The organism is Rhodococcus sp. Z6_132, assembly GCF_058133635.1.
The window spans coordinates 739808-764563 of the sequence record NZ_JBYUNP010000003.1 but is presented as its reverse complement, the minus strand read 5'-3'; the positions used below and the strand labels follow the sequence as shown (position 1 = coordinate 764563).

20 protein-coding genes are annotated in these 24756 nt (G+C 74.8%); 4 read left to right on the top strand and 16 right to left on the bottom strand.

The annotated features are described in order from the left end of the window. Positions 1–252 precede the first annotated feature (252 nt). The 12 genes from AC3YO9_RS16785 to mraZ all read right to left on the bottom strand — a co-directional run bounded on the left by AC3YO9_RS16785 (position 253) and on the right by mraZ (position 15499). Positions 253–1167 carry a cell division protein FtsQ/DivIB gene (locus AC3YO9_RS16785; RefSeq protein WP_489983966.1) on the bottom strand — a complete coding sequence of 305 codons (915 nt, stop codon included), beginning with the start codon at positions 1165–1167 and terminating at the stop codon, positions 253–255. After that, entirely contained in the window at positions 1164–2627 is a 1464-nt protein-coding gene (murC, locus tag AC3YO9_RS16780) for a UDP-N-acetylmuramate--L-alanine ligase (RefSeq protein ID WP_489983965.1), read from the bottom strand. Before murC ends, AC3YO9_RS16785 begins: the two co-directional genes overlap by 4 nt. Next, positions 2624–3730, bottom strand: a complete 1107-nt coding sequence (gene murG, locus AC3YO9_RS16775; protein ID WP_489983964.1) for an undecaprenyldiphospho-muramoylpentapeptide beta-N-acetylglucosaminyltransferase — start codon at positions 3728–3730, stop codon at positions 2624–2626. Before murG ends, murC begins: the two co-directional genes overlap by 4 nt. Further along, entirely contained in the window at positions 3727–5334 is a 1608-nt protein-coding gene (gene ftsW, locus AC3YO9_RS16770; protein ID WP_489983963.1) for a putative lipid II flippase FtsW, read from the bottom strand. Before ftsW ends, murG begins: the two co-directional genes overlap by 4 nt. Continuing rightward, on the bottom strand, positions 5331–6818 hold the full coding sequence (gene murD / locus AC3YO9_RS16765) for a UDP-N-acetylmuramoyl-L-alanine--D-glutamate ligase (protein ID WP_489983962.1): 1488 nt from the start codon (positions 6816–6818) through the stop codon (positions 5331–5333). Before murD ends, ftsW begins: the two co-directional genes overlap by 4 nt. Then, the gene (gene mraY, locus AC3YO9_RS16760; protein WP_127782497.1) at positions 6815–7894 is read right to left on the bottom strand and encodes a phospho-N-acetylmuramoyl-pentapeptide-transferase; all 1080 of its coding nucleotides are present in this window, start codon (positions 7892–7894) and stop codon (positions 6815–6817) included. The genes murD and mraY overlap by 4 nt, the downstream gene beginning before the upstream one ends. After that, complete coding sequence (locus AC3YO9_RS16755) at positions 7891–9429, bottom strand: UDP-N-acetylmuramoyl-tripeptide--D-alanyl-D-alanine ligase (RefSeq protein ID WP_489983961.1); 1539 nt, start codon at positions 9427–9429, stop codon at positions 7891–7893. Before AC3YO9_RS16755 ends, mraY begins: the two co-directional genes overlap by 4 nt. Further along, positions 9426–11009, bottom strand: a complete 1584-nt coding sequence (locus tag AC3YO9_RS16750; protein ID WP_489983960.1) for a UDP-N-acetylmuramoyl-L-alanyl-D-glutamate--2,6-diaminopimelate ligase — start codon at positions 11007–11009, stop codon at positions 9426–9428. Before AC3YO9_RS16750 ends, AC3YO9_RS16755 begins: the two co-directional genes overlap by 4 nt. A gap of 80 nt (positions 11010–11089) precedes the next feature. After that, positions 11090–12922: a peptidoglycan D,D-transpeptidase FtsI family protein gene (locus AC3YO9_RS16745; RefSeq protein WP_489983959.1), complete on the bottom strand. Its 1833-nt coding sequence runs from the start codon at positions 12920–12922 to the stop codon at positions 11090–11092. A gap of 59 nt (positions 12923–12981) precedes the next feature. Further along, positions 12982–13884 carry a cell division protein FtsL gene (gene ftsL / locus AC3YO9_RS16740; RefSeq protein WP_489983958.1) on the bottom strand — a complete coding sequence of 301 codons (903 nt, stop codon included), beginning with the start codon at positions 13882–13884 and terminating at the stop codon, positions 12982–12984. Beyond that, positions 13881–14873, bottom strand: a complete 993-nt coding sequence (gene rsmH, locus AC3YO9_RS16735; protein ID WP_241249800.1) for a 16S rRNA (cytosine(1402)-N(4))-methyltransferase RsmH — start codon at positions 14871–14873, stop codon at positions 13881–13883. Before rsmH ends, ftsL begins: the two co-directional genes overlap by 4 nt. Before the next feature lie 194 nt (positions 14874–15067). Continuing rightward, on the bottom strand, positions 15068–15499 hold the full coding sequence (mraZ, locus tag AC3YO9_RS16730) for a division/cell wall cluster transcriptional repressor MraZ (RefSeq protein WP_127784700.1): 432 nt from the start codon (positions 15497–15499) through the stop codon (positions 15068–15070). A 485-nt stretch (positions 15500–15984) separates the two neighbouring features. On the opposite strand from mraZ, the gene AC3YO9_RS16725 reads away from it, so the two are divergent. The 3 genes from AC3YO9_RS16725 to AC3YO9_RS16715 are packed head-to-tail and all read left to right on the top strand — an operon-like array spanning position 15985 to position 20561. Beyond that, on the top strand, positions 15985–17142 hold the full coding sequence (locus tag AC3YO9_RS16725) for an AAA family ATPase (protein WP_489983957.1): 1158 nt from the start codon (positions 15985–15987) through the stop codon (positions 17140–17142). Continuing rightward, on the top strand, positions 17143–18315 hold the full coding sequence (locus tag AC3YO9_RS16720) for a DUF58 domain-containing protein (RefSeq protein ID WP_489983956.1): 1173 nt from the start codon (positions 17143–17145) through the stop codon (positions 18313–18315). Next, positions 18312–20561, top strand: a complete 2250-nt coding sequence (locus AC3YO9_RS16715) for a transglutaminase TgpA family protein (RefSeq protein WP_489983955.1) — start codon at positions 18312–18314, stop codon at positions 20559–20561. The genes AC3YO9_RS16720 and AC3YO9_RS16715 overlap by 4 nt, the downstream gene beginning before the upstream one ends. A gap of 238 nt (positions 20562–20799) precedes the next feature. Here the strand turns inward: AC3YO9_RS16715 and AC3YO9_RS16710 are convergent, their stop codons facing one another. From AC3YO9_RS16710 to AC3YO9_RS16695, 4 genes are all read right to left on the bottom strand, one after another. Next, on the bottom strand, positions 20800–21213 hold the full coding sequence (locus AC3YO9_RS16710; RefSeq protein WP_489983954.1) for an SCO2097 family morphological protein: 414 nt from the start codon (positions 21211–21213) through the stop codon (positions 20800–20802). A 161-nt stretch (positions 21214–21374) separates the two neighbouring features. Then, positions 21375–22616: a DNA polymerase IV gene (dinB, locus tag AC3YO9_RS16705; RefSeq protein ID WP_489983953.1), complete on the bottom strand. Its 1242-nt coding sequence runs from the start codon at positions 22614–22616 to the stop codon at positions 21375–21377. Positions 22617–22630: 14 nt separating this feature from the next. Continuing rightward, positions 22631–23401, bottom strand: a complete 771-nt coding sequence (locus AC3YO9_RS16700) for a class I SAM-dependent methyltransferase (RefSeq protein ID WP_489983952.1) — start codon at positions 23399–23401, stop codon at positions 22631–22633. Between the two features lie 80 nt (positions 23402–23481). Next, the gene (locus tag AC3YO9_RS16695; protein WP_489983951.1) at positions 23482–23973 is read right to left on the bottom strand and encodes an SAV_6107 family HEPN domain-containing protein; all 492 of its coding nucleotides are present in this window, start codon (positions 23971–23973) and stop codon (positions 23482–23484) included. Positions 23974–24172: 199 nt separating this feature from the next. Here AC3YO9_RS16695 and AC3YO9_RS16690 point away from each other — a divergent pair, with 199 nt between their 5' ends. Further along, positions 24173–24739, top strand: a complete 567-nt coding sequence (locus AC3YO9_RS16690) for a GNAT family N-acetyltransferase (protein WP_206518195.1) — start codon at positions 24173–24175, stop codon at positions 24737–24739. The last annotated feature ends 17 nt before the right edge of the window (positions 24740–24756 follow it).

Sequence of the window (24756 nt, the reverse complement as noted above, 5' to 3'; positions counted from 1 at the left end):
ACAGGCTTTCGTGTGTCCGTCGGGTGCAGGGGTGGAGCTGGTGTGTCTGGGAGCTGGTGGTGTCTGAGTGCTGGTGTGTCTGGGTGCTGCTGGCGCGGGCGCCGGGGCGGGTCAAAACCCTCACCCTAAACTGCAGGCTTAGAGTTATGTCAAGTTGTTCGACGAGGAGACGCTATGCAGCCGCTCCACCTGGGTCCAGCAGGCGCGCCGCACGCGCCCATCATTTTTGTGTGACCCACTCCGCGCCCCTGGTCAGCTGATGGTCGGCAGGTCGGGGCTGGAGACGTCGTACACCTTGCCAGGCTGGGTGAGCACCGCTGCCAGCACCTGTGCCTTGCGGCCCAGGTTGTCCGGTGTCCCCCAGACCACCACGCGGTCCGGGCCGAGGGTGAACCGCACGTCAGCGGCCGAGCCCGGGTTCACCAGGGTGACCTGGGCGCGCACCGGCGCCGGAAGCGAGGTGATCACGGTCAGCGCTGCGGTGGTCACCGGGTCGCTGCGCCCGGGGCGCTCCGTCACCAGGCGCGGCACGCCGGGCGGGGGCACCGCGGCGGCGAAGTCCACTCCGGTGGCGTCCAGCAGGTGCGGGCCGTCGGCCTTGTCCACGTAGACCACCGGCACCCGCTCCTCCACCAGCACGCGCAGGTCGGAGGGGAAGTGCCGGTCGACGGTCACCCGAGCGGCGCGGGGCAGCATCGCCACCCGGCCGGCCGCCTCGGTGAGGTCCACCTGCAGCAGCGGCGTGCCGTCGGCCACGTCCAGCGCCGCGGTCACCTCCTCGGCGGTGAGCACCTGCGCCCCCTCCACCTGCACGCTGCGCACCGACAGCAGCGGGCTGAACCACGCCACGGCGCCCAGCACCACCACCAGCACGACCGCAACGGCCAGCGCCATCTTCTGCCGGCTGCCGACCTGCAGACCCAGCCTGGGCAGCCGCGCCCGTCCGGCCCCGCCGCGGCTGGCAGCACTGCTGCGGGCACCACCGCGCCGGGCACTGCGCCGGGCGCTGCGGCCGGCACGGCCGCCCGGCTCGGCGGCCGCGGTGTCCGTGGTCCGCCGGGAGCGGGTGGCCGCGCGGGCGGCGGCCGAGCGGGCACCACGGTGCGTGGCCGTCCTGCGGCTGCCACCCCGAGCGGTGGGCCGGGGAGAGCGACCAGCCGGGCTCACGGCAACGACCCACCCGCACGCAGGCGCAGGCTCCGCAGGATCTCCGGACCGAGCATGGTCACGTCGCCGGCGCCCATGGTGAGCACCAGGTCGCCGGGCCGGGTCAGCGCGGCCACCTGCTCGGGGGCCGCGGCCAGGTGCGGCTGGTAGTGCACCGGGCAGGCCACCGCCTCGGCGACGATCGCCCCGCTCACTCCGGCCACCGGTTCCTCGCGGGCGGCGTAGACGTCGAGCACCACCACCTCGTCGGCCAGCGACAGGGCGGCGCCGAACTCCGTGGCGAAGGTGAGCGTGCGCGAGTACAGGTGCGGCTGGAACAGCACGATCACCCGGCCGGGTCCGTCCGGCTGCTGCTCGACCACGGCGCGGGCCGCGAGCAGCACCGCCTGCACCTCGGTGGGGTGGTGGGCGTAGTCGTCGTAGACGCGCACCCCGGCCTCGCTGCCGGTGAGCTGGAACCGCCGGTGCACCCCGCCGAAGGAGGTGAGCCCCTCCAGCGCCCGGGCCGGGTCAGCGCCCACCGCCAGGGCGGCCAGCAGCGCCCCCAGGGCGTTGAGGGCCATGTGCTCACCGGGGACGTTGAGCCGCATGGGACGCGCGGTGCTCTCCCCCGCCAGCGCCACCTCCCCCGCGCCGCCACCGTCGGCCGCCGACCAGCTGAGCAGGCGGGCGTCGGCGCCCTCGGCGCGGCCGTAGCGCTGCACCCGGAGGCCGGCGGCCTCGGCCCGGTCGGCCAGCGCGGCCGAGCCCGGGTCGTCGGCGCAGGCGATGAGCACGCCATCGGGGTCGATGCGCTCGAGGAAGGCGTCGAACACCGCCACGTAGGCCTCGACGGTGCCGAAGTAGTCCAGGTGGTCGTAGTCGACGTTGGTGACCACCACGACGTGCGGGCTGTACTCCAGCAGCGAGCCGTCGCTCTCGTCGGCCTCGGCCACGAAGACGTCGCCGCTGCCGTGGTGGGCGTTGGTGCCCGACTCGTTGAGCTCACCGCCGATGGCGAACGACGGGTCGAAGGCGCAGCGCTGCAGGGCCACCACCAGCATCGAGGTGGTGGAGGTCTTGCCGTGCGTGCCGGCCACCAGCACGTTGCGGGTCTCGGTCATCAGCGAGGCCAGCACCTTGGGCCGCACCGTCACCGGGATGCCGCGCCGACGCGCCTCGACCAGCTCGGGGTTGTCCTTGGGAATGGCGGCGGTGGTGGTGACCACCGTGGTGGGCCCACCCGGCAGCAGGTCCAGCGCGGAGGGGTCGTGGCCCAGCCGCACCTGGGCGCCGCGGGCGCGCAGCGCCAGGACGCCGCGAGACTCCTTGGCGTCGGAGCCGGAGACCTGCCCACCGCGGGCGAGCAGGATCCGCGCCACCCCGCTCATACCGGCACCGCCGATGCCCACCATGTGCACCCGCGCCAGCTCGGCCGGCAACCCTTCGCTGAGCTCGTTCGGCTCGTCGAGCGGGGTCATCGGGCTACCTCCAGGACGATCTCGGCGATGCGGGCGGCCGCGCTGCGGTGCCCGGACGCGGCGGCGGCGGCCCCCATGGCCGCCAGCCGCTCGGGGTCGGTGAGCAGCGGCACGACCGTGGTCGCCACCAGCTCGGGAGTGAGGTCGGCGTCGCGCACCAGCAGTCCACCGCCGGCGTCGACCACCGGCCGGGCGTTGAGCTCCTGCTCGCCGTTGCCGTGCGGCAGGGGCACGAAGATGCCCGGCAGGCCGACCGCGGAGACCTCGGCGACGGTCATCGCGCCGGAGCGGCAGATGGTGGCGTCGGCGGCGGCGTAGGCCAGGTCCATCCGGGACAGGTACGGCACGGCCACGTAGCGCGGCGCGCCCTCCGGCGAGTGCACCTCGACGGTGTTGCGCGGGCCGTGCGCGTGCAGCACGCCGATGCCGGCCCGGCCCAGGGCCTGCGCCGCCCCGGACACCGCGTCGTTGATGCTGCGGGCGCCCTGCGAGCCACCGGTGACCAGCAGCACCGGCCCGTCGGGGTCGAGGTCGAAGTGCTTGCGGGCCTCGGCGCGCAGCGCGGCGCGGTCGAGGTCGGTGATCGACTGCCGCAGCGGGATGCCCACCACCTCGGCGCCACGGAGCCCGCTGCCGGGCACCGCCGCCAGCACGCGGCGCGCCACGCGGGCACCCACCTTGTTGGCGACGCCGGCGCGGGCGTTGGCCTCGTGCACCACCACCGGCACCCCGCGGCGCCCGCGGGCGGCGAGGTAGGCCGGCAGCGCGACGTAGCCGCCGAAGCCGACCACCACGTCGGCGTCCACCGCGCGCAGCACCGCCCGGGTGGCGCGCACCGAGGCGACCACACGGGCCGGCAGCCGGAGCAGGTCGGCGGAGAGCCTGCGCGGCAGCGGGACCGGCGGGATCAGCTGCAGCGGGTAGCCCCGCTCGGGCACCAGCGTGGTCTCCAGCCCGCGAGCGGTGCCCAGGGCAGTGACCCGCACGTCCGGCCGCACCAGGCGCAGGGCGTCGGCGACGGCCAGCGCGGGCTCGACGTGTCCGGCCGTGCCACCTCCGGCCACCACCACCGAGAGCGGGCGCTGGTCAGCAGCAGTGCTCACCTGCGACCTCCGCGTCCGGTGTCGGTGCCGCGGCTGGTGCCGGGACGCCGCGGCGGCTCGGGGGTGCGGCTGCGCGGACCACGGGCGGGCTGGCGGGACTGCCCGCGGGGGGCGGAGCGCAGCGGCTCGGTCCTGCGGTCGCCGGCAACGCCCTCCGGCCCAGCACGCTCGGCGGTCGGGCGGGCACCACCAGGTGCCGGGTGCGCGGTGCGCGCGCGGCGCGCCTGCTCGCCGGTGCGCACCACCCGGGAGCTGGGGCGGGCGCGGTAGGGCTCAGGCGCCGGCAGCCGCAGCAGCCGGCCGAGCGGGCCCTCCCCCTGGGTGCGCAGGGCGGCCACGGCGGGTGGCTCGTGGCGCGCGGCGTTGGCCAGCAGTCCGAACACGAACATGGTCACGGCGGTGGAAGTACCTCCAGAGGACACCAGCGGCAGGGTGAGCCCGGTGACGGGCAGCAGCCCGATGACGTAGCCAATGTTGATGACGGCCTGACCCACCAGCCACAGCGTGACGGTGGCGGTGAGCAGGCGCAGGAACGGGTCGATGGAGCGGCGGGCGATGCGCAGCCCGGTGTAGGCGAGGGCGCCGAAGAGCAGCAGCACCGCGGCGGCGCCGACGAAGCCCAGCTCCTCGCCGAGGATGGCGAAGATGAAGTCGTTGTGCGCCTCGGGCAGGTAGCTCCACTTGCCGCGGCTCTGCCCCAGGCCCACGCCCCACAGCCCGCCCCCGGCCAGGGAGTACCGGGCCTGCATGGCCTGGTAGCCCGCCCCCTGCGGGTCGGCCCCGGGGTCGAGGAAGGAGGTGATGCGCTCCAGGCGGTAGCTCGCGGTCAACGCCACCACCACGAAGACCACACCGGCCAGGGCCAGCAGGGTCAGGAACAGCTTGACCGGGGCCCCGGCGAACCACAGCAGTCCCAGCACCACGATGGCCAGCGAGATGCTGGTGCCCAGGTCGGGCTGCAGGAAGATCAGCACCAGCACGATGGCCGCCGCCGGCAGCAGCGGCATGAGCATGTGCCGCAGCGAGTGCAGCTGGCCACGCTTGATCGACAGCAGGTGCGCGCCCCACACGGCGATCGCGATCTTGGCCACCTCGGAGGGCTGCAGCGACACCGGCCCGAGGACGAACCACGACCGGGCGCCGTTGGACATGCTGCCGATGCCGGGCACCAGCACCAGCACCAGCATCGCCACGCAGCCCAGGAACGCCGGCAGCGACCACCTGCGCAGGGTGGCCACCTTGACCCGCATGCCCACGTAGAACAGGCACAGCCCCAGCAGCACGAAGATGACCTGCCGGGTGAAGACGCTGTAGGCGGAGCCGTCCTGGGCGTAGGACTCCACGCTGGAGGCCGAGAGCACCATGGTGAGCCCGAGCCCGCTGAGCAGCAGCAGCAGGCTGACCACCAGGTGGAACGAGGTGAGCGGCCGGGAGAGCCAGCCGGTGAGCCGCTCGCCCACCTGGCGGGCCGTGGCGGAGACGCCCGCCGACGCCGACGAGGCCCCGCGCCGGGGGCGTCGGTCCTCGGCGGCGCCCCGGGTCCCGCGGCTGCCGGTGCGCGAGCCGGTGCTCCGGCGCCCGGCGGCGTCCTTGCTGATGGTCACCGCTCCGTCCCCGGCGCGGTCGCACCGGTGGCCAGCGCCTGGGCTGCCGCGGCGAAGGCATCTCCGCGGTGGCCGTAGTCGGTGAACATGTCCATGGAGGCCGCGGCCGGGGCGAGCAGCACCACGTCGCCGGGCTGGGCCAGCCGCGCTGCCTCGCCGACCACCGCGGACATCGCAGCGTCAGCCGACAGCACCTCGCTCATGGGTCCATCGTGGCCCTTGCCCACCTCCACCACCGGGATCTGCGGCGCGTGTCGCCGCAGTGCGTCGGCGATCACCGCACGGTCGCGACCCAGCAGCACCGCACCCACCAGCCGGTCGGCGACCGCCTGCACCAGCGCGTCCACGCTGGCTCCCTTGAGCAGCCCGCCGGCCACCCAGACCACCCGGGGGTGGGCGGTGACGGAGGCGAGCGCGGCGTGCGGGTTGGTGGCCTTGGAGTCGTCGACGTAGTCCACGCCGTCGTGGGTGGCCACCAGCACCGCGCGGTGCGCACCCTGCTGCACGGCCCGCAGCCCCGCCGCCACCGACTCCGGCGCCACCCCGGCGGAGCGGGCCAGCGCGGCCGCCGCGAGGGCGTCCAGCAGCCCGGGCGGGCCGGCCGGGGTGACGTCAGCGGTGTGCGCCAGCACGGTGTGCGCCTCGGGGCCGTCGCCGAAGGCCCGGTCCACCAGCGCGTCGCCGACGACGCCGAGCTGGTCTGCCGTGGGCTCGCCCAGGGTGAAGCCCACGGTGCGCCCGGCCCGGGGCTGCTCGCCCAGCGCGGCCGCGGCCGGGTCGTCCACCCCCACCACCGCCACGTCGCCGGTGAGGACCTGCGCCTTGGCCGCGGTGTAGGCGGCCATCCCGCCGTGCCAGTCCAGGTGGTCCTCGGCGATGTTCAGCACGGCACCGGCTGCGGGGCGCACCGACGGCGCCCAGTGCAGCTGGAAGGAGGACAGCTCCACCGCGAGGTGGGTCAGCGCCGGCTCCGCCAGCAGCACGTCCAGCACCGCGCGCCCGATGTTGCCGCAGGCGGTGCTGGCCAGGCCGTCGGCAGTGAGGATCGCGTCCAGCATGGTGGTGGTGGTGGTCTTGCCGTTGGTGCCGGTGACCACCAGCCACTGCTTGCGGGGGCCGAACACCTCGGCCTCGTCGCACCACCAGGCCAGCTCGACGTCGCCCCACACCGGCAGCCCCGCGGCCGCCGCGGCCCGCAGCAGCGGCGCGTCGGGGCGGAACCCGGGCACGGTGCACACCAGCTCGGTGCCCGCGGGTGGCTCCTGCAGGTCCAGGTGCGCCTCCGCACCCAGGGCGGTGAGCTGGTCGAGCATGGCGGGGTTGGAGTCGGTGGCCACCACCCGGGCGCCGAGGCGAACCAGGGCGCGCACCATGGCCAGGCCGCTCACCCGGCCGCCGGCCACCAGCACCTGCCGACCGGTCAGCTCGCGCACGTCCAGCGCCGGGCGCGGGGCCGCAGCGCTCGTGCCGCCGGGACCGGTCACGGCCCGATCGCCGAGAGCCACTCGCTGTAGAACAGCGCCAGGCCCAGGGCGCAGGAGATCGCGGCGAGGATCCAGAAGCGGATGATCACCGTGGTCTCCGCCCATCCGGCGAGCTCGAAGTGGTGGTGGAACGGGGCCATCCGGAACACCCGTCGGCGGCTGGTGCGGAACACCGCCACCTGCACCACCACGGAGGCTGCCTCCATCACGAACAGCGCGCCCAGCACCACCAGCAGCAGCTCGGTGCGGGTGACCATGCTGATGCCGGCGAGCAGCCCACCCAGGGCCAGCGAGCCGGTGTCGCCCATGAAGATCTTGGCCGGTGCGGCGTTCCACCACAGGAAGCCGACGCAGCCACCCATCGCCGCAGCGGCGAGCAGGGACACGTCCAGCGGGTCGCGCACCTCGTAGCAGCCGGCCAGCGCGGTGGTGCCGCAGTCGTTGCGGTACTGCCAGAAGCAGATGATGACGTAGGTGGCCAGCACCATCGCCATGGAGCCGGCGGCGAGCCCGTCCAGGCCGTCGGTGAGGTTCACCGCGTTGGACCAGGCGCTCACCAGCAGGTAGCAGAACAGCACGAAGCCGACCGTGCCGAAGGACACCGTGGCGATGTCCCGCACGAAGGACAGGTTGGGCGTGGCCGGGGTGAGGCCCTCCTCGTTGGCGAAGCGCAGCGCCAGCACCCCGAACAGCACCGCGGCGACCAGCTGGCCGACGAGCTTGGCCGTCTTGTTCAGGCCGAGGTTGCGCTGCTTGCGGATCTTGATGAAGTCGTCGAGGAAGCCCACCAGCCCGAGGACCGAGGTCAGTCCCAGCACCAGCAGCCCCGACGCTGTCGGCCCCTCCGCCTCCAGGCCGGCCCCGATGGCGTGGGAACCCCAGTAGCCGGCCCACAGCGCCGCGATGATGGCCACCCCACCCATGGTGGGGGTGCCGCGCTTGGCCTGGTGGCTGGCCGGGCCCTCCTGGCGGATCTCCTGGCCGAAGCCCTGCCCGGAGAAGACCTTGATCAGGTAGGGGGTCAGCAGGATGGAGACCGCGAACGCGATGCCCGCGGCGATGAGGATCTGTCTCACTGCTGTCCCTCCTCTGCCTGTTCGCTGTTGCTGTTGCTGTCCTGGTCGGGGCCGGGCCTGGGCCCGTCGTCGGCCAGCAGCGCCTCGGCCACCCGCCACAGGCCCTGGGACTGCGACGCCTTCACCAGCACCACGTCACCGGGTTCGACCTCGCGGCGCAGCAGGTCGATCGCCGCGGCCACGTCGGGCACGATCACCGACTCCTCTCCCCACGACCCCTCCTGCACGGCGCCGGTGTGCATGGCCCGGGCGGACTCGCCCACCACCACCAGCCGGTGCACGTCCAGCCGGACCGCGAGGCGACCGATGCCGTCGTGCGCGGCAACGGTATCCGCCCCCAGCTCGGCCATCTCGCCGAGCACCGCCCAGCTGCGGCGCGGAACCGCGGCCCGGGCACCCCGGGACATGCTGACCAGCGCCTTCAGCGCGGCGCGCACCGAGTCGGGGTTGGCGTTGTAGGAGTCGTTGATGACGGTGACGCCGTCGGCGCGGGTGCGCAGGTCCATCCGGCGCACCGAGGCCGCGCGCGCACCGGCCAGCGCGGTGCGCACCTGGCCCAGGCTGGCCCCGGCCTCCAGCGCCACCGCGACGGCCGCCAGCGCGTTGCCCACGTTGTGCTCGCCGTGCACGGCCAGCTCCACCTGGGTGTGCCCCTGCGGGGTGTGCAGGGTGAACCGCGGCCGGGCCTGCTCGTCCAGCTCGATGTCGGTGGCCCGGATGTCGGCGCTGGGCGAGGTGCCCACCAGCACCACCCGGGCAGTGGTGCGCGAGGCCATGGCGGCCACCAGGGGGTCGTCGGCGTTGAGCACGGCAACCCCGCCGTCGGCGGCGGCGGGCAGCGCCTCCACCAGCTCGCCCTTGGCCTGGGCGATGGCCGCGCGCGAGCCGAACTCGCCCAGGTGCGCGGTGCCCACGTTCAGCACCACGCCGATCTGCGGTGGGGCCACCTCGCACAGCGCCGCCACGTGGCCGACGCCGCGGGCGGAGAGCTCCAGCACCAGGAAGCGGGTGTCCGCGTCGGCGCGCAGCACCGTCCAGGGGTGGCCCAGCTCGTTGTTGAACGATCCCGGGGGCGCCACCACGGTGCCGAGCGGGGCGAGGACGGCGGCGAGCAGGTCCTTGGTGGAGGTCTTGCCGGAGGACCCGGTCACGCCCACCACCCGCAGGCCGGGCAGCGCGTCCACCGAGGCGCGGGCCAGCCGCGCCAGGGCGGCGAGCACCGCGGCGCCGGAGCCGTCGGTGTCGGCGGCCAGGGCCATCGCCCGGCGGTCGTGCGCACCGGCGGCCGGCACCACCACGGCGGGCACGCCCACCGGTCGGGCAGCCAGCACGCCCACCGCACCCTGGGCGACGGCGGCGGCGGCGTGGTCGTGGCCGTCCACCCGCTCGCCGGGCAGGGCCAGGAACAGCCCGCCCGGCACGATCTTGCGGCTGTCGAACTCCACCCCGGCGGTCACCTGCACGGTCGGGTCGGGACAGTCGTGCAGCGTCCCGCCCACCACGTCGGCCACCTGCTGCAGGCTCAGCGCGATCATGAGCGGGTCCGCGTGATGGCAGCTGCCAGCACGTCTCGGTCGTCGAACGGGTGCTTCACGCCGTTGATCTCCTGTCCGGTCTCGTGGCCCTTGCCGGCCACCAGGACCACGTCCCCGGGCTGGGCCCAGCGGACCGCCCGGTCGATGGCCGAGGCGCGGTCGAGGGCCTCGACGACCTCGGCTCGCACGTCGGCGGGCACCTGCTCGGTGCCGGCCAGCACCGCGGCCCGGATGGTGGCCGGGTCCTCGCTGCGGGGGTTGTCGTCGGTGACCACGAGGAGGTCGGCGCCGCGGGCGGCCGCCTCGCCCATCATGGTGCGCTTGCCCGGGTCGCGGTCTCCCCCGGCACCGACCACCACGGCCACCCGGCCGGACACCTGCTCGCGCAGCGCCTCGATCACGGCCTGCAGCGCGGCGGGCTTGTGCGCGTAGTCCACGACGGCCAGAAAGGGCTGGCCGACGTCGACCCGCTCCATCCGCCCCGGCACGTCCACCGCGGCCACGCCGGCGGCCGCGTGCTCGGCGGAGACGCCGGCGCAGGTGAGCATGGCGATGGCGAGCAGGGCGTTGGCGACGTTGTAGCGGCCGGGCAGGCGCAGGTGCGCGGGCAGCCGCACGCCCGCGGGTCCGCAGGCGGTGAAGTGCTGGCCGCCGTCGTCGGCGGCGGAGACGTCCTCGGCCCACCAGCTGGCGGCGGAGCCGGTGGCGCTGACGGTCACCGCGTCCGGGCCGTAGAGCTCGGCGATGCGCCGGCCCCACTCGTCGTCCACGCACACCACGGCCCGCTCGCAGCGCACCGCGGAGCCGGGGGCGAACAGCCGGGCCTTGGCCGCGAAGTAGTCCTCGAAGGTGGGGTGGAAGTCCAGGTGCTCGCGGGAGAGGTTGGTGAAGCCGCCCACCGCGAAGCGGGTGCCCTCCACCCGGCCCAGGGTGAGCGCGTGGCTGGAGACCTCCATGACCACGGCGTCGACCGCGCCCTCGTCCATCCGTCCCAGCAGGGCCTGCAGGTCCGGCGCCTCCGGCGTGGTGAAGCTGCTGGGGATGCGCCGACCGGCCACCCGCGTCTCCACGGTGCCGATGAGGCCGGGCACCAGCCCAGCGGCGCGCAGGCCGGCCTCCACCAGGTAGGCGGTGGTGGTCTTGCCCGAGGTCCCGGTGATTCCGAGCACGGGCACGTGCGCCGACGGGTTGCCGTAGAGGTGCGCGGAGAGGATGCCCACGACCGAGCGAGGGTCGGGGTGCACCAGCACCGGCACGTCGACCAGGGCGGGCCGGGTGGCACCGGCGGCGTCGGTCAGCACGGCCACCGCACCGGCGGCCAGGGCGGTGGCGGCGAAGTCGGCACCGTGGGCGCGCGCACCCGGCAGCGCGGCGAATAGGTCGCCGGGGCGCACCGTGTCGGCGCGCAGGGTGGCTCCGGTGACCGTGATCTCGGCGCTGGTGCTGCGCAGCTCGGCACCGACCAGGACGGCCAGCTCGGTCAGCGTCGTGGGCACGCTCGCGGTGGGGCGCTCGTCCTCGGCTGGTGGAGCGGCAACCGGCGTCTGACCGGGGGTCTGCGGGTGGATCCGGTCGGGCACCGGGGAACTCTCGGACTCGGGGGCGGGAAGCTCAGGGGGCGGCGGCACGTGCGATGAGGTTACCGGCTCGCGTGGGGCGCTCACTCCTTCACGAAGGGCATGACCGGCGTGGGGCCGCTGGAGAGCGGAACCCGGTTGCGCAGCAGCAGCCAGGAGGCGATGTCGTGGAAGAGCGGGGCGGCGGAGGCACCCGGCTTGCCGTCGGTGGACCGCTCGGGGGCGTCGAGCATGATGCCGATGACGTACTTGGGGTTGTCGGCCGGAACCATGCCCGCGAAGGTGATGTTGTACTGCGAGTTGGAGTAGCAGCCGCACTTCGGGTCGACCTGCTGGGCGGTGCCGGTCTTGCCGGACACCTGGTAGCCGTCGATGCCCGCTGCCACTCCGGTGCCGCGCTCCTGGTTCGGCTCGTCCTGCACCACCGCGCGGAACATGTCCTTGACGGTGCTGGCCGTCTGCTCGCTGACCACCCGCACGCCCTCGGGCTCGGGCGTCTCGGTGCGGTTGCCGCTGGCGTCGACGGTGGCGGCCACCACGCGGGGCGGGATGCGCACGCCGCCGTTGGCGATGGCCTGGTACATGCCGGTCATCTGCAGCAGGGACATGGACAGACCCTGCCCGATGGGCAGGTTGGCGAAGGTGCTGCCCGACCACTGCGACTGCGGCGGCACCGAGCCGGCCGTCTCGCCGGGCAGGCCGACGTTGGTGAGCTGACCCAGCCCGAAGCGGCTGACCATGTCGGAGAAGCGGTCGGCGCCCACCCGCTGGGCGAGGACCAGGGTGCCGATGTTGGAGGACTTCCCGAACACCCCGGTGGTCGTGTACTTGACGTCGCCGTGGCCCCACGCGTCGCGCACGGTGGCGCCACCCATGGTGATGCCGGCGGGGATGTCCAGCACTTCCTCCGGCGTGGTCACGCCGTACTCGATGGCGGCGGCGGCGGTGACGATCTTGGCCACCGAGCCGGGCTCGAACGGGGTGGTGACGGACGGGTTGCCCAGCGCGGCGGCGGGCGCGGTCCCGGTCTCGGTGCCCGGGTCGAAGGTGCCGTCGTTGGCCATCGCCACGATCTTGCCCTTGGTGTCCATGACCACCACCGAGGCGTGCTTGGCCCCGGAGAGGTCCTTGGCGCGCTGGGTCATCTCCTGCACCTGGTACTGGGCGTCGGCGTCGAAGGTCAGCTGGATGGTGTCGCCGTCCTGGGCCGGCTGCTCGTCGCGGGTGCTGCCCGGGATGACGGCGCCGTCGGAGCCGACCTCCACGGTGCGGGTGCCGTCGGTGCCCGCCAGGGTGGCGTCCATGGAGCCCTCCAGGCCGAGCAGGCCGTGGCCGTCCCAGCCGGTGCCGCCGATCATGTTGGCTCCGGTGCGACCGGTGGGGTACTGCCGGATGTCCTGGCGCTCGGCGCCGACCTCCGGGAAGCTCTCGGTGATCTGGGTGGCCAGGGCCGGGTCCACGCCCCGGGCCAGGTAGGTGAAGGTGGTGTCCGCGCTCATCGCCTGCACCAGCTTGGCCACCGGGGCGGCCGGGCCCAGGACGTCGTGCACGCCGACGGCGATCTGCTGGATGCGGTCGGCCGGCGTGGGTGCGGCGGGGTTGGCCTCGCGGGCCTTGACCAGGTCCGCCTTGACCGCCTGCGGCTGGAAGGTGAGGGCCTTGGCCTGCAGGGTGAACGCCATCTTCTTGCCGGTGACGTCGGTGATGGCGCCGCGGTTGGCCACCAGTGTCTGGGTGGAGGTGCGCTGGGCGTCGGCCCGGGCGGACAGCCCGGCGGCGTCCACGCCCTGCACGCGGATCAGCTGGAGGCCGGCAATGACCAGCGCCGCCACCATCAGCATGGCGCTGACCTGGTGGCGGCGGTAGTCGGCGGGACGGACGGTGCGCGGGCCGGTGTCACGTCGCCGCAGGCTCATCCTGCGGGTGGAGCTCCGAGCTGCCGAGGCCGATCGCGGTGCGCGTCGATCGTCGGGCATCAGGCTCCTCCACCGGCAGTGGCCGGGGCCGCCCCCGGCTGGATCTGCTCAGAGTGTGCCTGCGGCGCAGCGGGAGCCGCGGGAGGCGCGCCCGGCGTGGTGGCGGCCTCGGCCACCGGGGGCACCGGGCTCGCCGGGATGGTGGCGACCCGGGTCGGGGCGGCCGGAGCGGGGGCCTGGGTCGCAGGGGCTGCCGGGCGGCTGTCGGCGGCGGGCGCGCTGGTGCCGGCAGGAGCGCTGCTGGTCGGCCGGGTGGCGCGCGGGGTGGTGGCGCTCGGGGTGGTGGGGGTGGTGGCGCCCGCGGAGGGGGTCTCGGCACCGGCGCGGGTGGCCGGGGCGATCTGCTGGGTGGCCACCGGCGACGGCGCGGCACCCACCGGCGGCACGCCGGCCACCTGCGGGGCGGGGGGCGGGCCGGCGGGCGGCGCGGCCGGGGCCGGGCTGCCGACCACGGTGACGGCGCCGTCCGGACCCACCGACAGGCGGGCGACGTTGGTGCTGGGCACCATGCCCAGCTGCTTGGCCCGGGTGGCCAGCGCGGCGGCGGAGTCCATGGTGGCCACGTCGCGCTGCAGGGCTTCCACCCGCTCGGAGAGCAGCCGGTTCTCCTTCTGCGCGTCGGTGATCTGGTAGGAGCTGGCCGCGGAGTTGGTGGACAGCCACAGCGTGCTCACGAGGCCGAGGCCGAGCAGGGCGATGACCAGCACCACGAAGGGCACCTTGCGGGCCACGGCCACGCTGGCCAGCTGCTCCGGCACCAGGTGGTTCCACCGCTGCGTGCGGTCGACCTTGCGCTCGTAGGCGCGCTGCGCGGCCACCGAGCGTCCACCACGCCGGGTGGGCGGGCCGTTGCGCGGGGCGCGACGGGTGGGGGCCGGACGGGTACGGGTGGGTGCGGTCATGCCGGCCTCCTGGAGATGCGCTGCACGGCACGGAGTCGTACCGGTGCAGCCCGCGGGTTTTCCTCGATCTCGGTCTCGCTCGCGCGCTCGGCGCCCCGGGTGAGGGACTCCAGCTCGGGGCCCTGCCCGGGCAGCTCCACGGGCAGTCCCTCGGGGGTGTTGGAGCGCAGTCGCGGGGCCAGCTCGTGCTTGGTCACCCGGTCCTCCAGCGACTGGTAGGACATCACCACCATGCGCCCGCCCACGCCGAGCGCGTCGATGGCCGCGGGCAGTGCGGCGCGCAGCGCGTCCAGCTCTCCGTTGACCTCGATGCGCAGCGCCTGGAAGGTGCGCTTGGCGGGGTGCCCCCCGGTGCGGCGGGTGGCGGCGGGAACGGCGGCGTAGATGGCCTCCACCAGGCGGGCGCTGGTGGTGAAGGGCTCGCGCTCGCGCTGGCGCAGCACCTCCGAGGCGATCCGTCCGGCGAAGCGCTCCTCGCCGTAGGTGGACAGCACCCGGGCCAGCTGGCCGTGGGAGTAGGTGTTGAGCACCTCGGCGGCGGTGATGCCCGTGGTCGGGTCCATCCGCATGTCCAGCGGGGCGTCCTTGCTGTACGCGAAGCCGCGCTCGGTGGCGTCGAGCTGCATGGAGGACACGCCCAGGTCGAACAGCACGCCCTGCACCAGACCGCCGCGGCCCAGCCCGGCCTGCTCGAGCGCGTCGTAGATGCCGTCGTAGACGGTGTGCACCAGGGTGATCCGGTTGCGGTATGGCGCGAGCCGCTCCCCCGCCATCGCCAGGGCGTCGGGGTCGCGGTCCAGGCCGATGAGGCGGATGCCCGGGTTGCGTGCGAGCAGGTGCTCGGCGTGCCCACCGAGACCGAGGGTGGCGTCGATGAGCACGCTGCCGGGCGCCAGGGCCGGCTCGAGCAGCTCGGTGACGCGGTCGCGGAGCACGGGGACGTGCCGGTGCTGCTCGGGCTGCTGCTGGCCGTCTGGCTCGGGTGCCACGGTGTCCTCCTCGTCTGCTCGCTGGGTGCTGTGGTGGGCCGGGGTAGTGCGGGGCGGGTGCTGAGCTGGCTGGCTGATCGCGGTGGCGACGGATGTCGGGAGGTCCCCGTCCGAACGAAGGTGACCTGACGCCGGGGAAGTGCGTCAGGGCCAACCTCGGACGGAGGCCTCGGGACACCCGTGGGTGCCGCTGCTCAGAGGATGTCGCCCAGCGCCTCCTCCCGTCCTTGGGAGAAGCTCTCCTCGTTGGCGTCCAGGTAGGTCTGCCAGGCCTGGGCGTCCCAGATCTCCAGGAAGTCCACCGAGCCGACTACTACGCACTCCTTGGCCAGGCCGGCGTAGCGGCGGTGGTCGGCCGAGAGGCTGATGCGACCCTGCCCGTCCGGGTGCTGCTCGTCGGTGCCGGCGGCGAGGGCCCGGACGAAGGCCCGGGCCGTCTCGTTGGTGCGGGAGGCCTCGGCCGCCTTGCGGGCCCGCACGATGAACTCCTCGCGCGGGTAGACGGCGAGGCTGTGGTCCTGACCCTTGGTGACCATGACTCCGCCGGCCAGGGCGTCGCGGAACTTGGCCGGCAGCGTGAGCCGGCCCTTGTCGTCCAGCTTGGGGGTGTAGGTGCCCAGGAACATCGGCTTCATCTCGACCATGTCCGCACCTCCCCACTCCCCCGCCGCCCGGCTCGTCCGCGAGGGTGGTGCTGCACATCACCCCACTTCGCACCACCTTACCCCACCAGGGCCCACTATCAAGCCGACACAACCGGGAAAAACCGGGCGCTTTACGGCGTTTTCGCAGGTAGCAGAAGGCGGTTCGCGGTGGGGGGCGAGTGGGGCGACCGCCCTGCCCTCGGCCGCGCAGCGACCCCTTCCGGCCCCGTTCACCCGGTCGCAGAGCGTCCTGGCGGGGTCCGCCCCGGCTCGCTGACGGTCATGGTGGGGCGTGGTGGGTGGTGGGGAGCGGGAGCACCGAACGCCCGGCACCCGGGCGGGCCCCGCGCTCGTCCGAACACGCCACCCGCAGGTTTGGCACACTCGTGGAGAGACCTGGGACGTCACCGTCACTGCCCGCCGTGCGGCGCAGCCGGCGGCCGCCCGCACCGCCGGGAAGGACACACGTGAGCAGACCGCGGACCACGGGCGGCTTCGACGGCGCCTGGGAGCAGGAGCTCGCGCGGCCGGGGTCGTCGGCGCACGGCCGGGACGGGGCGCCCGACGACTCCGCGCACCAGACCAACGGGCGCCACGCCACCACCCAGTCGACGGCCACGGCGCAGCAGACGGCCACACAGTCGACGGCCACACAGTGGACGGTGAGCGAGGTGGCCGAGACGGCCGAGCGGGTGGTGGCCACCGTCGAGCAGGTGCTGGTGGGCAAGACGGCAGTGGTGCGCACGGCCGTGCTCACCCTGCTGGCCGGCGGACACCTGCTGCTGGAGGACGTTCCGGGCGTGGGCAAGACCGCGCTGGCCAAGGCGCTCGCCCGTGCCGTGGACTCCTCGGTATCCCGCATCCAGTTCACTCCGGACCTGATGCCCAGCGACGTCACCGGGGTGTCCATCTACGACCGCCAGAACGGGGAGTTCGAGTTCCAGCCCGGACCGGTGTTCGCCAACCTGCTGGTGGCCGACGAGATCAACCGGGCCTCGCCCAAGACCCAGTCGGCCCTGCTGGAGTGCATGGAGGAGCAGCAGGTCACCGTGGACGGCCACACCTACCAGCTCGCCGAGCCGTTCATGGTGCTCGCCACCCAGAACCCGGTGGAGATGGAGGGCACCTACCCGCTGCCCGAGGCCCAGCGCGACCGCTTCACCACCCGCGTGTCGCTGGGCTACCCCTCGGCCGAGGCCGAGCTGATGATGATCGACACCCACTCCGGCCACGACGCGGTGGGCCAGCTGGTGCCCGCCTGCTCGGCCGCCGAGGTGAGCCGGATGATCGACGCCGTCCGCGACGTGCACGTCTCTGCCGAGCTGCGCCGGTACGTGGTGACCCTGGTGAGCGCCACCCGCACCTCTCCGCTGGTGCGCCTGGGTGCCTCGCCGCGCGCCACCCTGCACGTGGTCCGCGCCGCCCGGGCCCACGCGGCGATGGCCGGTCGCGCCCACGTGCTGCCCGACGACGTGATCGCCGTGGCCGAGCCGGTGCTGGCCCACCGCCTGCTGCTCTCCGGCGAGGCGGTGGCCGCCCGACGCGACGCGGCCGCGGTGGTGCAGGAGATCGTCGGCCGCACTCCCGTGCCGCGAGGCGGTCCGGCTCCGCGCGCGGCGCGCTGAGTGAGCTCGCCGCTGTCGGGCCTGACCACCCGCGGGCGCTGCCTGGTCGCCGCGGGGGTGGCCTGCATGGTGTGCGCACTGGTCCTGGACGAGCGCGACCTGCTCCGCGCCGGTGTGCTGCTGCTGGTGCTGCCCGTGCTCACCGCCCTGCTGCACACCCTGCTGCCGCTGCGGCTGGAGGTCAGCCGGTCGGTGGGCCCGGAGCCGGCGTCGGTGGGGCAGCCCTGCCCGGTCACCACCGAGGTGCGCGCGGTGGCCCGGCAGCCCGCCGGTGGGCTGCTGGTGCTCGACCCGGTGCCCGCCGAGCTCGGCCGCGACGCCGTGCTGGCGCTGCCCCGGCTGCGCGCCCGGGAGAGCGCGGTGCTGCAGCACGCCCTGCTGCCCACCCGCCGCGGCGAGCACCGGGTGGGACCGCTGCGGGTGGCGCTGACCGACGCGCTGGGCCTGGTGCAGGTGCAGCGCCCGGTGGGCGCGGCCACCCCGGTGCTGGTGCGGCCCCGGGTGGAGCCGCTGCAGCCCGTGGTGCTGGGTGGGGCGGCGGGCGCGGAGACCGCCGCCCGGGCCAGCAGCGGCCACGCCGTCCGCGACACCCAGCTGCGCGGGTACGTCCCCGGCGACGAGATCCGCAGCATCCACTGGCGCAGCTCCGCGCGCCGCGACGAGCTGATGGTGCGCACCGCCGAGCAGGGCCAGCGCGCCCGGGTGACGGTGCTGCTGGACAACCGGGACTCCGCCTTCGGCGGGCCTGCGGGTGAGCCGGCCTTCGAGCGCGCCGTGAGCCTGGCGGCCAGCCTCGCCGAGCACCTGCGTCGCACCAGCACCCCGGTGCAGGTGGTCACCGCCGACGCCGCGGTGCTGGCACCGGGCGGATCCGGCCTGGACCAGCTGGCCGTGCTTGGCCTGTCCGCCACCACCGAGCTGGGCCCGGCGCTGGCGGTGGTGGGGAGCGACGAGCTGGTGGCGGTGCTCGGCGAGCCCGGCACCGCCGACGCCACCGTGCTGCTCGAGCACCGCGCACGGGTGGGGGCGGCCGGCACGGTGGCCCACCTGCTGCCCGGCGACGGCGTCCCCCTGCTGACCGGTGCGGGCTGGCTGGTGACGGCGGTGGGCGGCAGCACCCCGCTGGCGGACCTGCTGCCGGCGTTCTCCGCCGCCGGGTCGGTGGGGCGGTGACGTTCCGCGACGCCAGGCCGGCACAGGCCCTGGTGGGTGCGCTCGCCCTGCTGCTGGCCAGCGCAGCGCTGGCCACCCTGTTCACCTCCAGCCGCTGGGTGCTGCCCGTGGCGGGCACCTTCGCCACCGTCGCGGCCGTGGGGGTGGTGCTGCGGCTGGTGCGCGTGCCGCACTTCCTGGTGCCCGTGGGGCAGCTGCTCGCCCTGGGGGTGCTGCTGTGTGCCTCCTTCGCCGGCACCGCGCTGCCCGGCCCCGCGGCCCTGACCCGGCTGCGCGAGCTGCTGTCCGGCGCTGGTGCGCAGATCGCCAACGAGCAGTCGCCGGTGGCCGTCACCGACGAGATGCTGCTGCTGCTGGTGCTGTGCCTGGGGTGCGCGGCCGTGCTGGTGGACCTGCTGGTGGCGGGCATCCAGACGCCGGCGGTCGCTGGGCTGGTGCTGCTGTGCGTGGTGGCGGTGCCCGCGTCGCTGTCCAGCACGCTGCTGGCGTGGTGGTCGTTCGCGCTCGGCGCGCTGGGCGTGCTGCTGCTGCTGCTCTCCGACGGCAGTCGACGCGCTGCGCTGGCCGGTCCGTCGGCGGGCATGACCGGGCTGCGCTCACCGTTGGTGGCGGTGTCGGTGGCCGGTGCCCTGGCCTGCGCGCTGTGGGTGGGCACGGCCGCCACCGGGGTGGGCACCTCCGCCCGGCTGCAGGGCACCAGCGGCGGCTCCGACGGGGTGGCGCTCAACCCCTTCACCGAGCTGCGCGGCGACCTCACCCGCGAGAGCATCCCGCTGTTCACCGTGGAGGGGATGACGGCGCCGACCTACCTGCGGGCGGTCACCCTGGACACCTTCGTCAACGACCGGGGCTGGGTGGTCGAGGAGCTGCCCGCGGGCACGCCCGCCGGCGACCGGCTGGCCCAGCAGGGGCTGGTGGGCAGCCCCCAGGACGTCACCGTCCGCGGGTTGGGCTACAACGACCGCTGGCTGCCCTCGCCCGGCATCCCGGTGGCCCTGCGCGGCCTGAACGAGCAGCTGCGCGGGTACCGGTACAACGCCGAGGCCGGGGTGCTGCAGGCCAGCCAGCGCCAGCAGCTGCCGAGCTACGTCGTGCAGGCGGTGGACCCGGGCACCTCCGTCGAGCGGCTGCGCGCAGTGGGGGCCGGGCAGCAGAGCCAGGCCGGGGTGGACGCGCGGTGGCGCCAGCTCGACGGGGTGGACCCCCGGGTGTCCGCGCTGGCCCGGCAGGTGGCCGGCTCCGCCCCCACCACCTTCGACGCAGCGGTGCTGCTCAGCGACTTCTTCACCAACCGGGCCAACGGCTTCACCTACGACCTGCGCGCCGGCGACGGCACGGTCGGCGAGGACGCGCTGGTGGACTTCCTCACCCGCAGCAGGCGCGGGTTCTGCGAGCAGTACGCCTCCGCCATGGGCGTGATGCTGCGCGAGCTGGGCATCGCCTCCCGGGTGGTGCTGGGCTACACCCCCGGTACCGGCGACGCGAGCCAGCGGACGGTGACCACCGACGACGCCCACGCCTGGGTGGAGGTGTACTTCACCGGGGTGGGCTGGGTGCGGTTCGATCCCACGCCGCTGGCCCAGGGACGCAACAACGTGCCCAGCTACGTCCGCGAGGCCACGGCCGGGGACGCCGCACCGGAGAGCGCCGCACCCGCGGCCGCCCCGGCACCCGCACCCCAGCCGGCGCCAGCAGCTCCGACCGAGACGCCCCCGCCCCCCACCCCCGCTCCGGAGGACGAGCCGCAGCCGGCGGCGGCTCCCCCGGCCACCTCCTCCAACCTGGCCGCTGCCGTGGGGTGGACGGTGCTGGCGGTGACGCTGCTGGGCGCCATCTGCTGCGTGCCGGTGGTGCTGCGCCGCAGCCGGCGCTCCCGGCGGATGGCGGTGGGCAGCGCGGACGCGGCCTGGGCCGAGCTGGTCGACGTCGCCGCCGACCACGGGCTGCAGCTGAGCAGCTCCGACACCGCGCGCACCAGTGGACAGCGCCTGAGCGACGAGCTCGGCCTGGACGAGCCGGGCCGTGCCGCCGTCGCCGGGCTGGTGGAAGCGGTGGAGCTCGCCTGGTACGGCGACCCCAGCTCGACGGCCGGGACCGAGCGCTCGTGCCGGGAAGCCCTGCAGAGGTTGACCGCCGCCGAGCGCCGCTGCGCCCCGCTCCCCTGGCTGCGGCGCGCGCTGCCGCTGTCGCTGCTGGGCCCCCGCTGGGCCGGCCGCGCACCCCGGGAGCTCGAGCACACCGGGTAGGGGTCGGCCCAGGGTCCGGGGAGTCCACCCTGGACAGTCAGCCCCGGCCGCGGGCACCGGGCCGCCAGGAGCCGGGGTCGGCTGGGGCACAGGGCTGGCTGGGGCACAGGGCCGGCTGGGGCACAGGGCCGGCTGGGGCACGGGGCCGGACACAGGACGAGGGCTGCCGGACGATGTCTCGTCCGGCAGCCCTCGTCGTGGTCGTGCCTGGCCAGCTCGCGGCGGCCTGTGCTGCCGACTACTCCTGGTCGAAGCGACGCTTGAAGCGCTCTTCCATCTTGGCGGAGAACCCACCACCGTCGGAGCGATTGGTGCTGCGGGTCTCGCGGCGGCCGTGCCCGGAAGCACCGTCTCCCGCACCGGGTGCGTCCGACCGACCCCTGCCGAGGAGCAGCAGGACGCCCGCAGCGAACATCACCAGGAAGCCGAGCACGCTCACCACGGGGACGCCCCCGGGCTTGAGGGGCAGCGCAATTCCACCGACCAGCAGGACCAGCCCGAGGAGGAACACCGCGACTGACTGAACACCGCGTCGATGGCCAACACGCAGCCCTCGACCCGTTCGAACGTTGGAGGCAAATTTCGGATCTTCCGCGTACAGCGCGGACTCGATCTGATCGAGCAGTCGCTGCTCGTGCTCCGAGAGTGGCACTGTCCCTCCCCCGGCACTGAGGTCTTGGGCTGTCGGCTCCCCGTCGGAGTCAACGAATGCCCGACCTGCCGGGCATCTACTCGACATCGTACGAGTCTGGCGGGCGGGAGACCACCCAAAGTCAGGGCAGGGGTGCAGCCGGCTGAAGTTGATCTCTTCGGTCAGTGCTCGCGCTCTCGACCCTCGAGGAGGGTGGCGGGGCGCAGCACGCTGTCGCCGAAGCGGGAGCGCAACCGGTCGGCCGCCTTCTCCGCGTCGCGCCAGCCGTGCTCGGGGGCACCGAGCTCGAGCTGTTCCACCACGGCGGAGGCCGCCACGAGCTGCTCCGCCCGCACCCCCACGAGGCGCACGGCCTGAGCACGAGGCCCCAACCCGTCCAACAGGTCGCAGGCGCACTGGTACACCTCGTGGGCCACGTCGGTGGGCACCCGCAGCGTCCGGGACCGGGTGAGGGTGGTGAAGTCGGCGTAGCGGACCTTGATGGACACGGTGCGCGCCCGCACGTTCTTGCGGCGCAGCCCCGCCGTGGTCCGCTGGGCCAGGCGCAGCAGCTCGCGGCGCAGCGCGGCGGTGTCGTAGAGGTCGGTGCTGAAGGTCTCCTCCGCGCCGACGGACTTCTCCACCGAGTCGGGCACCACGGAGCGGTCGTCCTGGCCGTTGGCCAGGGCGTGCAGGTGGGCGCCGCTGGCCCGGCCCACCCACTGCTGCAGCACGTGCAGGTCGGTACCCGCCAGGTCGCCGACGGTGCGCAGCCCGTGGCCGGTGAGCACCTCCCCGGTGCGCGCGCCCACCCCGTACAGCGCCCCCACCGGCAGCGCGTGCAGGATCTCCCGCTCCCGCACCACGGGGACGACCATCACCCCGTCCGGCTTGGCCATGGCCGAGGCCAGCTTGGCCATGGACTTGGTGCGCGCCACCCCCACCGAGCAGGTCAGCGCAGTGGTCTCCTGCACCTGCCGACGGATCTGCGCGGCGACCCCGGCTGGCGTGGTGCCCAGCCGGCGCAGCGCCCCGGAGACGTCCAGGAAGGCCTCGTCCAGGCTCAGCGGCTCCACCAGCGGCGTGATCCCCCGGAAGATGTCCATCACCAGCCGGGACGCCTCGGTGTAGAGCGGGAAGCGGGGCGGCACGAACACCGCCCGCGGGCACAGCCGCCGAGCCTGGCTGGTGGGCATGGCCGCACGCACCCCGTAGCGCCGCGCCGGGTAGGTCGCCGAGACCACCACGCCCCGGTTGTCGCCGCCGGCCACCACCACCGGCAGCCCGGCCAGGTGCGGGGCCTCGCGCACCTCGACGGAGGCGTAGAAGGCGTCCATGTCCACGTGCAGCACCGGGCAGCCGGCGTCGTCGGCGCCAGCCGCGTCCCGGTCGGGGTGGCTGGCCAGGTCGCCGCTGCGGCCCATGGCGCTGCGGCCCCCTAGACGCTCAGCGGCAGACGGGCCAGGGCGTGCAGCCGACTGGCGATCTCCCGCAGCGGGCTCGTGCCGCTGGCCAGGGCGTCCAGCTCGTGCAGCTGGACGGCGGCCTGCGAGCCGGCCTCCAGCGACGCGGAGGGCACCAGGTCGCTGAGCGCGGCGTCACCCTGCACCAGCTCCACCACCAGTCCCGACGAGGTGAGCAGCGTGGTCAGCCCGGGCAGGTCGAAGCGGCGCAGCAGCGGGTCGTGCTCGCCGAAGCGGCCGTCGGGGTCGGTGAGCACCCGAGCGGCGTCGGCCAGCCGTCCGGCCAGCGCGCGGTGCAGCACCGCCGCGGCCCGGCCGGCCACCAGCACCGAGAGCACCCCGCCGGGGGCCAGCGCGGTGACCAGCGCGTGCATGGCGGCGGGCACGTCCTCGACCACCTCGAGCACCCCGTGGGCCAGGACCACGTCCGCGGTGCCGGGGGCCACCAGCTCGCCGAGGCAGTCCATGTCGCCCTGCACCGCGGTGACCTGCGCGGTCGCGCCGGTCTCTCGGGCACGGCGCGCCAGGGAGGCCAGCGCGTCCGGGCTGGGGTCGACCACGGTGACGTCGCAGCCGAGCTCGGCCAGCGGCACCGCCCACCCGCCGGAGCCCCCGCCGACGTCGAGCACGCGGCACGGCTGCCCGGCCTCGCGGCGCAGCACCTCACGGCGGATCGCCCCGTGCACCAGGACGTTCCGGTCGCCCTCGGCAGTGGCGCCCCGGTGCCTGGACTGGCGCTCGGTCACCGGGACATCCTCGCAGGTCTTTTCACGGCTCCGCACTCTAGTGGCACCCGCGCGGCGGGCCGGGGCCGAGCGGCCCAGGCTCACCGGTGCCCCCGGTTGCGGCAGGCGGCGGCGCGGGCCAGGCCGAGGAACTGCTCCGCCTGGCGCAGCAGGTCGTCGGCGTCGCGGGTGGTGATGCTGCGGGTGACGGCCTGCGCGGCGAAGAACTCCGACCACTCCCCCAGCTCCGGCGCCACCCGGCCCAGCAGCAGCCAGACGCTGTTCGGCCGGGAGCGCACCGGGGCAGCACCGGCGCAGGTGGGCTGCGCGCGGGTGGCCAGCACCGCCGCCCCGGCCCGCAGCGCGGCCAGCTGAGCCTGGGAGAAGCGGAGCTCCACCGCCGCCGCCCGCCGGGCCTGCTGCAGGCCGGCCTCCGCCTGCTCCAGCAGCGCGGCCGCCGCGCGGGCGCCCTGCACGGCCGAACCCTGCCAGGCCGCCCGCTGTCCAGCTGACCGCTGCGCAGCCGTCCGCTGCCCAGCTGGCCGTCGCATCCCGGCCCGGACCTTCTCCACCGCCGTCATGACCTCAGCCATCGCGCACACCTCCACCACTCGCACCCGCTCACCACCAAGGCACCCAGACCGAACCGGCACCCAGATCGCTGTTCGAACACTTGTTCGACAGCGCCACTGTAGCGCCCCCGCCGCCCCCGGCGTCAAGACCAGCTCGTGGTGTGATGGCGCGGTGAGCGTGACCGTGGTTGACCTGTCTCGGGACGCACTGCACGCCAGGATGGGCGAGGCGCTGGGGATCTACGTCGCAGCCATGGGTTATCCGCGCGGAACCGAGCGGCAGCGGGCCCCGATGTGGGCCGAGCACGCGCTGCGCGTGGGGTGGCACGCGGTGGCCGCAGTGGGCGATCCGGGCCCCGGCGAGCGGGAGAACCGGGAGGCCGGCCGCGCGGCGGGCCCCGTCCCCACCGGCCAGCTGCTCGGCATCGCCTACGGCTACCGGGGTGCCCGGAGGCAGTGGTGGTGCGAGGAGGTGCGCGGCGGGCTGCTGGCTCGCGGCATCCCCCCGCACGAGGTCGACGTGCTGCTGGGCGAGTACTTCGAGCTGACCGAGCTGCACGTGCTGCCCAGCGCGCAGGGCCAGGGGCTGGGCGAGGCGATGCTGCGCCGGCTGCTCACCGGTCGCCCGGAGCAGCGGGTGCTGCTGTCCACCCCAGAGGTGGCGGAGGAGGAGAACCGGGCCTGGCACCTCTACCGGCGGCTGGGCTTCACCGACGTGCTGCGGCAGTTCAGCTTTGCCGGTGACTCACGCCCCTTCGCAGTGCTTGGGCGCGACCTGCCGCTGTGAGGGCCGCTACGGTCGGG

What these genes read in the sequence shown, in the direction of transcription:
- murC (WP_489983965.1), bottom strand. Translation starts at nt 2,627, where the DNA reads ATGACCCCGCTCGACGAGCCGAACGAGCTCAGCGAAGGGTTGCCGGCC.
- AC3YO9_RS16755 (WP_489983961.1), bottom strand. Translation starts at nt 9,429, where the DNA reads ATGATCGCGCTGAGCCTGCAGCAGGTGGCCGACGTGGTGGGCGGGACG.
- AC3YO9_RS16745 (WP_489983959.1), bottom strand. Translation starts at nt 12,922, where the DNA reads ATGAGCCTGCGGCGACGTGACACCGGCCCGCGCACCGTCCGTCCCGCC.
- ftsL (WP_489983958.1), bottom strand. Translation starts at nt 13,884, where the DNA reads ATGACCGCACCCACCCGTACCCGTCCGGCCCCCACCCGTCGCGCCCCG.
- mraZ (WP_127784700.1), bottom strand. Translation starts at nt 15,499, where the DNA reads ATGTTCCTGGGCACCTACACCCCCAAGCTGGACGACAAGGGCCGGCTC.
- dinB (WP_489983953.1), bottom strand. Translation starts at nt 22,616, where the DNA reads ATGGGCCGCAGCGGCGACCTGGCCAGCCACCCCGACCGGGACGCGGCT.
- AC3YO9_RS16695 (WP_489983951.1), bottom strand. Translation starts at nt 23,973, where the DNA reads ATGGCTGAGGTCATGACGGCGGTGGAGAAGGTCCGGGCCGGGATGCGA.
- AC3YO9_RS16690 (WP_206518195.1), top strand. Translation starts at nt 24,173, where the DNA reads ATGGGCGAGGCGCTGGGGATCTACGTCGCAGCCATGGGTTATCCGCGC.